General features: G+C 56.5%; 8 protein-coding genes and 1 pseudogene. 3 read left to right on the top strand and 6 right to left on the bottom strand.

Features of this window, described 5'->3' with window-relative positions:
* Both cysC and PKC81_RS13270 read left to right on the top strand, forming a co-directional pair.
* The coding region (cysC, locus tag PKC81_RS13275; protein ID WP_324336864.1) for an adenylyl-sulfate kinase at positions 1–1,625 on the top strand (1,625 nt) is incomplete at its 5' end.
* 4 nt (positions 1,626–1,629) lie between these two features.
* The gene (locus PKC81_RS13270; protein ID WP_324336862.1) at positions 1,630–2,364 is read left to right on the top strand and encodes a 3'(2'),5'-bisphosphate nucleotidase CysQ; all 735 of its coding nucleotides are present in this window, start codon (positions 1,630–1,632) and stop codon (positions 2,362–2,364) included.
* Between the two features lie 126 nt (positions 2,365–2,490).
* Here PKC81_RS13270 and PKC81_RS13265 read toward each other — a convergent pair whose 3' ends face one another.
* Complete coding sequence (locus PKC81_RS13265; protein ID WP_324336860.1) at positions 2,491–4,110, bottom strand: acyl-CoA synthetase; 1,620 nt, start codon at positions 4,108–4,110, stop codon at positions 2,491–2,493.
* A gap of 149 nt (positions 4,111–4,259) precedes the next feature.
* Between PKC81_RS13265 and PKC81_RS13260 the strand changes: the two genes are divergently transcribed.
* Complete coding sequence (locus PKC81_RS13260) at positions 4,260–6,686, top strand: glycoside hydrolase family 3 N-terminal domain-containing protein (protein ID WP_324336858.1); 2,427 nt, start codon at positions 4,260–4,262, stop codon at positions 6,684–6,686.
* Positions 6,687–6,693: 7 nt separating this feature from the next.
* On the opposite strand, the gene PKC81_RS13255 is transcribed toward PKC81_RS13260, so the two are convergent.
* The 5 genes and pseudogenes from PKC81_RS13255 to PKC81_RS13235 all read right to left on the bottom strand — a co-directional run.
* Positions 6,694–7,890 carry an MFS transporter gene (locus PKC81_RS13255; protein ID WP_324336856.1) on the bottom strand — a complete coding sequence of 399 codons (1,197 nt, stop codon included), beginning with the start codon at positions 7,888–7,890 and terminating at the stop codon, positions 6,694–6,696.
* Entirely contained in the window at positions 7,877–8,938 is a 1,062-nt protein-coding gene (locus PKC81_RS13250; RefSeq protein WP_324336854.1) for a LacI family DNA-binding transcriptional regulator, read from the bottom strand. Before PKC81_RS13250 ends, PKC81_RS13255 begins: the two co-directional genes overlap by 14 nt.
* A gap of 2 nt (positions 8,939–8,940) precedes the next feature.
* On the bottom strand, positions 8,941–9,918 hold the full coding sequence (locus PKC81_RS13245; protein WP_324336852.1) for a glycoside hydrolase family 16 protein: 978 nt from the start codon (positions 9,916–9,918) through the stop codon (positions 8,941–8,943).
* 126 nt (positions 9,919–10,044) lie between these two features.
* Positions 10,045–11,022 (bottom strand): TonB-dependent receptor, encoded by a 978-nt coding sequence (locus PKC81_RS13240; protein WP_324336850.1) that lies wholly within the window; start codon positions 11,020–11,022, stop codon positions 10,045–10,047.
* Between the two features lie 229 nt (positions 11,023–11,251).
* Positions 11,252–11,370, bottom strand: a pseudogene (locus tag PKC81_RS13235) (pyruvate, phosphate dikinase); the annotation flags it as partial.

Here is an 11,370-nt window from a genome sequence, read left to right as displayed (position 1 = left end):
CCATAGATGTCGCCTACCGCTTCTTCGCGACCGAAAAGCGCAAGTTCATCGTCGCCGATTGCCCGGGCCACGAACAATATACCCGCAACATGTTCACCGGCGCTTCGACCGCAGATCTTGCCGTCATCCTGATCGACGCGCGCAAGGGCGTGCTCGTGCAAACCCGGCGGCACAGCTATTTGTGCAACCTCATCGGCATCAAAAATATCGTGCTGGCCGTCAACAAGATGGACCTGATCGATTATGATCAAGCCAGATATGATGCCATTGTCGCAGACTATGCCGCTTTTGCAGCGGAAATCGGCATCAAGAACTTCACACCGATGCCTATATCAGGCTTCAAGGGTGACAATATCACCGCGAACAGTGCGAATACGCCGTGGTATGACGGAAAGCCGCTGATCGAGCATCTGGAAACGGTCGAAATCGATAACACAACCGACCAGATGAAGCCGTTTCGCCTGCCCGTCCAATGGGTCAATCGCCCCAATCTGGACTTCCGCGGTTTTTCCGGCCTGATTTCTGGGGGGTCAGTCAAGCCGGGCGATGCCATTCGCGTTCTTCCCGGGGGCAAAACCTCAACGATCGCGAAAATCGTAACGCTTGAAGGCGAACTGGATGAGGCCGTCGCAGGTCAATCGGTCACATTGTGCTTTGCAAATGAGGTCGATTGTTCGCGCGGAAATGTGATTGCCACAGCGGATAACCCTCCCGAAGTCTCGGACCAGTTCGAGGCAACGATTGTCTGGATGGACGATGATGCGCTGCATGTCGGTCGGTCTTATTGGCTGAAGCTCGGCACCCAGACAGTTTCCGCAACAGTACAGCAGCCAAAATACACCATCAATGTCAATACGATGGACCACCTTGCTGCCAAAACACTTGAATTGAATGCGATTGGCGTTGCGGAGCTGGCGACCGACAAACCCATCGTGTTTGAGGCTTATGCGGACAGCCGGACTCTCGGCGGCTTCATTTTGATCGATAAGATCACCAACCGCACGGTTGGCGCTGGCATGTTGCACTTCTCATTGCGGCGCGCCCAAAATGTCCATTGGCAACCCACCGACATAAGCCGCGAAGACCATTCCTCGCTCAAAAACCAGAAACCACGGGTTCTTTGGTTCACTGGGCTTTCGGGTTCGGGTAAATCGACAATCGCGAATGAAGTTGAAAAGCAGCTTCACCTCATGAACAGGCACACCTTCTTGCTCGATGGCGATAATGTCCGTCATGGTCTGAATCGCGACCTGGGCTTTACCGAGGCCGACCGCATCGAAAACATCCGACGCGTTGGCGAAGTGGCCAAGCTGATGGCGGACGCCGGCTTGATCGTGCTAACGGCCTTTATCAGCCCGTTCCGCGCTGAGCGCGACATGGTGCGCAAGATGTTGCCCGAAGGCGAGTTTATCGAGATTTTCGTCGATACTCCGCTAGAAGTAGCCGAAGCCCGCGACGTCAAAGGCCTCTATAAGAAGGCGCGATCTGGTCAGCTCAAAAACTTCACCGGTATCGATAGCCCTTATGAGGCACCGGAAAATCCGGAGATTCGCGTCAACACGGTCGAAATGACACCTGCCGAGGCAGCCGAGCATATCATCCGCAAACTGTTGCCGCTAAAGTAAGTCAATGACCGACGCCGAACTTGCCGCCCATCTGGCCCATATCGCTGGCCGACTCCTGCTCGAAGTCCGCGATTCCGGCCTCATAACCGGCAAGGAGTTGGGCGATGCGGGAGATAAGACGGCCAACCAGTTTCTCGTGGCGGCCCTACGCCAACAGCGCCCCGACGACGGTTTGCTGTCCGAAGAGGAAAAGGACAGTCCCGAACGGTTGAATAAATCACGGGTCTGGATTGTCGATCCCGTCGACGGCACGCGCGAATATGGCGAAGCGCGCTCGGATTGGGCGGTGCATGTCGGCCTCGCCATAGATGGCAAGCCTGAAATCGGTGCGGTAGGGCTTCCTGGCTTGGGTGTCATATTACGAACCGACACGCCCGCTGCACTTCCGGAAGCGGCGGCAAAACCGCGTATGGTCGTCAGCCGAACGCGCCCTGCCAAAGAGGCTGTTGCGGTGGCCGAACAGATCGGCGCAGAACTTGTCCCGATGGGCAGCGCAGGTGCAAAAGCAATGTCCATTGTGCGCGGCGAGGCCGAAATTTACCTCCACACCGGTGGCCAATATGAATGGGATAGCTGCGCCCCCGCAGCCGTTGCCGTTGCGCACGGGCTTCACGTCAGCCGTGTCGACGGAAGTCCGCTAATCTACAACCAGCAGGACGTTTATATGCCAGACCTGCTAATCTGCCGTCCCGAATGGGCTGATCGCGTGTTGCAGATTGTCGGCCAGCTAGATTATTAAAGCTATCGTTTGGCCATTTGCTAAAACCGTAGTGCTGAGCCTGTCGAAGCACGCCCAGCCGACAAATGCCCTTCGACAGGCTCAGGGCTATGGTGAAATTTCAAGCCAATCCGACGGCGCAATGGCTCAACTGACTGCAAAAGCCTCGGCTGCTCGACGCTTCACTTCGGCGTAGTCCATTTTTCCATTCGGCGCGCGGGGAACCGTATCGACGAACAGAAGGTGGCGCGGTGCTTTATAGTGCGCCAGTTCGCCGCGCACATGGTCAATCAAATCCCTCTGGTCGATCACAGCACCCGGTTTGAGCGAAGCAACAGCCGCGACGCGTTCGCCAAAGCGTGGATCGGGCAGACCGCATACAGCGGCATCAACAACAGCAGGATGCCGCTTCAATGCCTCTTCCACCTCTTCCGGGAACACCTTTTCGCCACCTGTGTTGATGCATTGCGATCCCCGGCCGAGCAAGGTTAGCGACCCATCTTCATTCACCAACGCCCAGTCGCCCGGGACTGACCAGCGCTGACCTTCGATGGTCAGGAAAGTGGACGCCGATTTGACCGGGTCCTTATAATAGCCGACCGGGATAAAACCGCCCACCGCAACGCGACCGCGAACGCCGGAACCTGGCTGAACGCGATTGCCATCCTCGTCAAAGACAGCACAGTCCTCACCCAGCGCAAACTCGGCGGTGTGCACGGTTTCTGCCGCCGTGGTAACCGATGTGCCCAGCCCAAGCGCTTCGGAAGAGCTGAACGCATCCATCAACGCCGCCTGCGGCATGTGCCGTAACAGTCCGCGCTTGTTCTCCTCATTCCACATCGCGCCGGATGAGGTGAAGAACAGCACCGATTTCAGATCCCACCTGCCCGGATCGGCATCGAGGGCATCGAGCAGCGGCTGTGCAAAAGGTTGACCCACAATGATGATCCAGGTCGCCTGCCATTTCTCGGCCAGGTTCCAGCTTTCGACCGCATCGAAATGGTCAGGCCGGTTGAGCAGCACAGTGCCCCCCGCCGAAAATGCAGCAAAAGCGGAAAGCAGACCCGTTCCATGCATCAATGGCGGCCCGATCAGCATGCGCACGGGAATGGGAAACTCCAGCGCGCGCTGACCCGACTGGTCCGGGCTATCCATAGGTCCGATGCCAAGCAAGGGGTTGGAACCATAACCACCCTTTCCGATCAGATCACCCTGCCGCCACATCACCGCCTTGGGCATGCCCGTCGTGCCGCCGGTATAGATGAACATCTGGTCTTCGCTGCTTCGAGGGCCATTGCCTTCCGGCGGGCTATCGGCGGGTGCAATATCGGAATAGGGCACCGCCCATTGTGGAACCGGGTAACCGGCACGCTCGATCGCTATCCAGAGCTTAACACCGGGTAACCGATCCCGAATGGCATCGATTTTCTCGGCATAGACTGTTTCAAACAGCACCGCCTCCGCATCGCCATTTTCGAACAAATAGGCCAGTTCTTCATTGCCATAGCGATAGTTGACATTGAACGGCACAAGGCTCGCCTTGAACGCCGCATAGGTGCCAATCAGATATTCAGGGCAGTTGCGCGCATAGACCGCTACTTTCGCCTGCCGACCCAAACCGCCATCAACCAGATAGGCAGCCAGACCGTTTGCCGCCCGATCGAACTCTTGCCAGCTCATGACCAAATCTTGCTGCACAATGGCAGGTTTTTCGGGGATTGCCGCCGCAATCGATTCCCACATTGAAGCATAGGTCCATTCGGTCATCGCAATTCTCTCCTCATCCTTAGGTCCAATCGTATTGGCAAAGAGGAACACGTCAAGTGTAGCCGCCGACGATCCAACAGTTTTGATTTTCGCTTGCGTTTTTGAACTTGTTATGAGAACGTTCACATGCATATTATGGGAGGAAATTGATGCGGGTTAAGAGATCGATATCAGCACTGGCGTTGCTGTTGGCCGGGTGCGCTCCTTCGATTTCATTTGCCGAAATTGCGACCGCACCGTCGCCATTGGCCACTGCCGATCCGACAGTCTGGCCAGCCGCCGCAAGCCCTGCCGAGATCACCTCACCTGCCACTGAAAAATCGATAGATGCCATCCTGTCACAGATGACGGTCGAGCAGAAAGTCGGCCAGTTGATTCAGGCGGATATCAGCGCGATTACGCCAGAAGATTTGAACCGTTATCCGCTGGGTTCGATACTGGCAGGCGGAAATTCCGGACCTTTTGGCGATGAACGTGCCAGCGCCGACAAGTGGAAGCAGTTGGTTGATGCTTTCCGCGACGTGTCCCGCAAGAGCGGTGCCGGCATTCCGATATTGTTCGGCGTCGACGCGGTTCACGGCCATTCAAACCTGCCCGGCGCGACCATTTTCCCCCACAATATTGGCCTTGGCGCGGCGCGTGATCCCGATCTTATCCGGCGTATCGGTGCTGCAACTGCAGCTGAAATCGCTGCCAGTGGAATAGAGTGGACTTTTGCGCCAACATTGGCCGCTCCGCAGGATGTGCGTTGGGGGCGGAGCTATGAAGGCTATTCGTCAGATCCTGCCCTGATTGCCGGCTATGCGAAGGCGATGACAATTGGCCTTCAAGGCGAACTCGCGGCGGGAAAGCCGTTAGCCGCAGACAGGGTTGCCGCTACCGCGAAACACTTCCTGGCCGACGGCGGCACCGTTGATGGTCGCGATCAGGGCGACGCGCGGATTTCGGAAACCGAGTTGGTGGCGGTTCATGCCCAAGGCTATCCAGTTTCGATCGACGCAGGTGCGTTGACTGTAATGGCCAGCTTTTCAAGCTGGAATGGCATCAAACACCATGGCAACCGATCGTTGCTGTCCGATGTCCTCAAAGGCCGAATGGGTTTCAACGGGCTGGTTGTGGGTGACTGGAATGGCCATGGCCAAGTCGCAGGATGTTCTGCAACGGATTGCCCCGCCGCCATCAATGCTGGTCTTGATTTGTATATGGCGCCTGACAGCTGGAAAGGGCTTTATGAAAGCACTTTGGCCGCCGCACGTGAAGGGCGGATTCCTGCAGCGCGCATAGACGATGCGGTCCGCCGCATTTTGCGCGTGAAATTCAAGCTGGGGCTGATGGGTGACCAGCTGATCGAGCGTGGTGACGTCTCCAAGGTTGGCGCGGATGCCCATCTTGCGCTGGCCCGCGAAGCAGTCGCCAAATCGCTGGTGCTCCTCAAAAACAATAAGGGTACGCTGCCCGTCCGCAAGGGTGCCCGCGTCCTGATTGCCGGGCCCGGCGCGGACAATATGGCAATGCAGGCCGGAGGCTGGACAGTAACCTGGCAGGGCACAGACACAAAGGCAGAGGATTTTCCAAAGGGCCAAACCATCGGACGAGCCATAACCGAAGCTGTTGCAGCCAATGGCGGAAAGGCCGAAATCGTTGCCGATGGCAGCTTCTCGACAAAACCGGACGTAGCCATCGTTGTTATGGGTGAAAAACCTTACGCGGAATTCGAAGGTGACATTCCCCACCTCGCCTTTACGCCGCAAAAGGGTGAGATCGAACTTATTGAAAAGCTCAAAGCGAAAAATATCCGTGTCGTGGTGCTATTCCTTTCCGGGCGTCCGCTGTTCACCGGCAAGCTGATCAACCTTGCCGATGCATTTGTCGCAGGTTGGCTTCCCGGTTCGCAGGGTCAGGGTGTGGCCGATGTTTTGGTCGCTGGAGCCAATGGCAAGGCAGCGCGCGACTTTACCGGCAAACTGCCCTTCGCCTGGCCCGCCGATGCGCGCTCGCCCATTTCACAGCCCCTTTTCCCGCTCGGCTATGGGCTAAATTATGCGAGCAAATCCCGATTGGGCCGCGTCAACGAAAGTCCCGGCATCGACATTTCTGGATCGGAAGGCGCCACCCTTTTCATGCTGCGTGGCAAAGTACGTGCACCTTGGCATCTCGGGCTGGATGGGGCGATCGCATCGCGCGCGATTGATATAGGGGCTCAGGAAGATGCGCGACAATTCAGTTGGAGCGATAAGGCGGCGTTTTCGATTTCCGGCCCCGTTGTAAATCTGGAAAGGCAGCTTCGTGACAACGCCGTGTTGGCAATCGACTGGCGGATCGACAGCTATGCCGGACAGAGCGTTCGGTTTTCCTTCAATGGCGCAACGCTCGATTTGAGTGCGGCAATCAAGTCACTCGCAACTGGAACGGCCGACCAAACAAAAATTCCGCTGCGCTGCTTTGCAGAGGCCGGGGCAAAATTTGACGCCGTTGGATTGCCGTTACGAATGGAATCCACGCCAGGTTTTGCTGCCTCCTTCAGAACGGTGCGCGTCGAAGCCGGTGGAGCGGAGTTGCCCTGCCCCGCCCGTTAAAGGCACGTCAGTCGGGCATTTTCAGTAAAAGCCAGCAGGCTATGGCTGCAAGCACCGCCAACAACGCGAACAGCGCGCCAAATCCGTATATTGGCACCAGTGCCAGGGTCAGCCAGGGCATGATAAGTGACGGAACGGTATTGGTCAGGTTAAAAAGCCCCAAATCCCTACCGCGTTGCGTCGGTTTAGGGAGCACGCGCAATGTCTGGCTGGAATGCAAAGCAAGGAATATGCTGCTGGCCAGGCCAAAAGTCACATAACCGACAATCGCGATCGGAAGGTCCGTCGCAATCGACATTATCAGGAGGCCGAAAGCTGCAACTCCCGAACAGATGACGAGCGGAAAGATCGGGCGGTTGTTCCGATCTGACCACCGCCCGACATAGAGAGCAAAGAGCACGGCAACACACAGCACGCATGCAAAAATAGTGGCGGCCCTGTTCTCCGCAAATCCGGGTTCAATGCTGCGAAACCACATCAGCAGAAAAGCAAAGAGTGATGCCTCGGCAATCTGCACCAGCAAGCGGGCCATCCACATCCGCCGGACAGCGCCATTCGGTTGTTCGCTGGTCTGGTACCGCTCGTCATCTGGCTGTTCGCGCATCAATTGGGGCATATCGACCGGTCGGCCGAAAAGAAGAACCGGCGCCACCAATAGCAAAACCAGTATAACCACCCAAAGCAGCCTTTGGTTTTCCGGTACAACGCCCTGCATTGTCACCAATGCGCCTGAAAGCGCACCCATTGCCGGTGCCAAAGCCATCAAGCCGCCCAGCATGCCTTTCTGCACGTCAGGCACAACATCCCCAGCCCAGGCAGATAGCGGTGCGAGCATCATGTTGAGAGCAATCTGCCAACACACAATGAGAGCGATTATAGCACCGGGTCGGGTTGCAAGCGGGACGGCGAGCAACAAGACACTGGATAGAACCACTCCTGCAGCTATCCAAGGGCGGCGCGATTGACTGAAGTCACTCGCCCAGCCAAAACCGATATTTGAAATGCTTGCCGAAACAGCACCGGCAAAGGCGATATAAGACAGAAGGGACAGAGCGCTTTCCCCGGCTGTCGCGGCAACATGCAGGGGCAAAAGGATTGTCAGCAACGGTATATAGGCAATCGATCCGCCTGCTACGGCCAAAGCATAAAGATACAGAAAACGCGTCGATTGGCGTGCAGTCGCGGGCCGACTATCCTGCGGCATCGCTGCCCGGCGCTGCCGTGCTGCCGCGTTCGATCAGGCTACCGGCTATGACCACGGGTTGCGGCTCTTCGGGAATATTCCCATTCAAAATCAGCAATTCGACCGCCTTGGAAAAGGTAGCCGCAATCGGCTGATCAACTGCGGTGAGATGCGGCGATGTAAAGCGGGCAACCGGGGTGTTGTCAAAACTGAGCAAGGAAAGGTCATAGGGAACCGAAAGCCCTTTCTTTTTGGCGGTATCGAGAGCAGCCAAAGTCATCTGGTCATTGCTGGCAATGATAGCGGTCGGCGGTTCATCCAGCGCCAGCAGCTTTTCGGTCGCCGCGACACCACTTTCATAGCTGAAATCGCCGCGAACGCACAATTCGTCCTGAGGCAGACCCGCATCGTTCATCGCTGCGCGCCAACCGTCGATGCGCCAGTTCGACAGGCTATATTCTTCCGACCCTGCGATGAAGCCAATCCGGCGATGCCCGAGCTTAATCAAATGTTCGGTCGCCAGTCGGGCAGAACCTTCATCATCCATGATCATCGCGATGCCCGGCCCCGGTTCTTTCGAGCCAATACGGGCAAAGGGAATTTTGCGATCAACCAAGAGGCCGGTAATCAATGGATTTTCCGAGTGTGGCGGCGTCAATATCACGCCATCGGGCTGGAGTGCGGCAATCGTTGCCCCTAGTTCGCGCTCGACATGGTCGCTGTGCGTATCGACCAGTTCGAAAATCATGCGATAGCCATGCTCCGCCGCCTTCAGCATACCGCCGAGCAACATCTGGTCTACCCAGTCGGTGCCCTGCCGTGCCTGCCAATCGGCAATTGTGCGGTCCCGATCGTTTATCGCCAGGATTAGGTAGGAGCGCGATCCGCTCATCCGCTGTGCTGCAATCGAGGGGACATAACCAAGCTTGTCGATCGAAGCCTGGACCTTTGCCTTCATCGCTGGACGCACATTCGGCTCATTGTTGATGACACGGCTCACCGTTTGCAGGGACACCCCTGCATCGGCCGCAACATGCTTGATCGTAACTGCCTGGCGGCGCCTGGCCATTCCTATTCGTCCCTTTCGCCGCCGTTCATGCAGGCCAACCCCGTCTCCCGATCGGTCGAGCATTGATAAATTCGGATCCAATCGATTGCAAATACCGCTGGCGTCACATTGTCAGCAACCCCTTTGTCATTATTATCTTCGGACAATTTGCCGCCAATGGCCAGATTGGCCATGATGTAAAAGGGCTGGTCGAACGGCGCAACGGGATTTCCCTTGGCCTTTGGCGAAGCGCTGTTCCAGTCTTTTTCGGTCAGCTCCCAATATTTCCGGCCATCGAGGTAGAAACGCATCAGTCCCTCGCCCCATTCCAGCGTCCATACATGGAAGTCGTCCGAGGGCAGCGCGTGCGAAGGTAGTGCAACCCTTGTATCGCGGACCTTGTTTTTTGGCGCATAGTCCCCGAAATGCACCGCGCTGATCATTCGGTTTTCGCCCACATTGCCTTCGCATTGCAGGCAAGTCGCGCCCAGATTGACGCCTTCCAATATGTCGATTTCGCCTGATCGCGGCCAACTGCCATAGAAGTTTTCCGAGGGCATCATCCAGACGGCAGGCCAGGTTCCCTGCCCCTTGGGCGGCTTGGCCCGGAATTCGATCTTGCCATATTTCCAGCTGGAAAGCCCCAATGTGCGGATTTTCCCGGATGTGAAGGGCTGAACCTTTTTCGGGTTGGGGTTTGACGCAATTTCCGGCGGGCGATCAGGGCCGCGAAACTTTTCCTTATGCGCGATTAGGTGCAATTTGCCATTGGCGACACGGATATTCTTCGACCGGTCGGTATAGCATTGGCGTTCGTTATTGCCCCCGCCCCAGCACGACATTTCCGGTTTCCACTTGCTGCGGTCCAGCTGGTTACCGTCAAATTCGTCTGACCAGACCAGTTCCCATCCGTCGCCTTGCGAATTGGCAAGGACAGGCACTGACTGTGTCACACCCACCGAAGCATATGAGATCAGGGCCAAAGTTCTGACAGGTGACATGGTAAATCCTCCCTACGGAATATGATGCAAGCATCAACCAGCAATGCAGACCGGAAAGGCTGCAAAGAAAAGCGGGCCCGGGTCAAAAGACCAAGGCCCGCCTCAAGGTTGCACTGGGATGTGCGTTTAGAAGTCGAAACGTGCCATGAAGGTGAAGCGCCGGTCATTGCGGAATGCCGAACGGGTCAGGCGCGTACCGTCGAAATCGACAACCTGAGAAGTTCGCGTTACCGCATCGAGCAGGTTCACACCTTGGACGCCCAGCTTGATATTGTCAGTCACCGAATAGAAGATCGACGCGTCAAGTTGGCCTGTCGATTCCTGCCATATCGGCGAGAACGGGAAGATATCGTCGCGCGGAGTAATCAGGAAATCCGAACGCCAATTATAAGCCGCACGCAATGCCAGCGGACCCTTTTCGTAGAACACAGTCGCATTAACCGTGTGCTTTGAAACGCCCTGAAGGGGTTGCAGCGAAGCAAAAGTACCGCGGTTTCCAACAAGGTCGGGGTTGGAGAAATCGCCCGCATCGACATAGGTGTAAGTCAATTGCGAGCCGAGCCCACTCAATATTCCCGGAAGGAAATCGTACGTCTGCTGATAGCTGATTTCAGCACCTTTCAGCGTTCCTCCCAATTCGTTGCTTGGTCCGTTGACCTCGACCGGAATGTCTCCATTGGCCGACGGGTAGTCAACGACATTGACACCGCTGCTGACGATCCCTTTGATGTCCTTCAGGAACGCAGAGACTGTGATCGAACCGACATCGTCGAAATACCATTCAGCCGAAAGGTCGTAATTCCAGGATTGGGTCGCCTGGACATTGCGGTTGCCTGTGGAAAGCTGGAAAAGTGGTCCAGTTGCCAGCGTGCCATCGGCCAATAGATCTGCGGTGTTGTCAGCAATAACACCGCCAGCACGGAATAGCGCCAGATCGGGGCGCGAAATGCCCTTTGAAACAGCAAAGCGGAACAACAGGCCACCGCCAACATCGAGCTTCGCATTGAAGCTGGGCAGCCAGTGATCGAAGGTTATGTCACGATCATCAACGATATCTTGACCGGTATGCGCCGCCGCGAACTCGGCCTGCCTTGCGGCAGACAAAGAACAGAAATTTGATCCCGGCTGACCAACGACCACATTGTTGCAAGCGGTCTGGATTTCCGACACTTGTACTACACCGTCACCATTACCACCTGCCGACAGGGCATCGAAACGGTTGGGGTTTGGCAGTGTAATAATGCCACGACTTTTGACAGTGTCCGTCGTCAGAACATTTGGCGCAGATCGCGGCGTAAATTAGTGGAGAGCGGGCCTCGTCTGGGGATTGATATTAGGCGGCGAGCTTTCGGTGCTGCAAGCGCCGATATTGGATGGTCTGTCGTTTGATCCTTTCGCGCTGTTTGATGATGGCCGGTGCCCTGCCGAAGTAGGCGTCGGCGGGCGTCACGT

This window comes from Sphingorhabdus sp., assembly GCF_035329025.1.
Lineage (GTDB): Bacteria > Pseudomonadota > Alphaproteobacteria > Sphingomonadales > Sphingomonadaceae > Sphingorhabdus_B.
Note: the sequence above shows the minus strand (reverse complement) of the source record. Positions and strands in the feature narration are given on the sequence as shown.

What these genes read in the sequence shown, in the direction of transcription:
- PKC81_RS13270 (WP_324336862.1), top strand. Translation starts at nt 1,630, where the DNA reads ATGACCGACGCCGAACTTGCCGCCCATCTGGCCCATATCGCTGGCCGA.
- PKC81_RS13265 (WP_324336860.1), bottom strand. Translation starts at nt 4,110, where the DNA reads ATGACCGAATGGACCTATGCTTCAATGTGGGAATCGATTGCGGCGGCA.
- PKC81_RS13260 (WP_324336858.1), top strand. Translation starts at nt 4,260, where the DNA reads ATGCGGGTTAAGAGATCGATATCAGCACTGGCGTTGCTGTTGGCCGGG.
- PKC81_RS13255 (WP_324336856.1), bottom strand. Translation starts at nt 7,890, where the DNA reads ATGCCGCAGGATAGTCGGCCCGCGACTGCACGCCAATCGACGCGTTTT.
- PKC81_RS13250 (WP_324336854.1), bottom strand. Translation starts at nt 8,938, where the DNA reads ATGGCCAGGCGCCGCCAGGCAGTTACGATCAAGCATGTTGCGGCCGAT.
- PKC81_RS13245 (WP_324336852.1), bottom strand. Translation starts at nt 9,918, where the DNA reads ATGTCACCTGTCAGAACTTTGGCCCTGATCTCATATGCTTCGGTGGGT.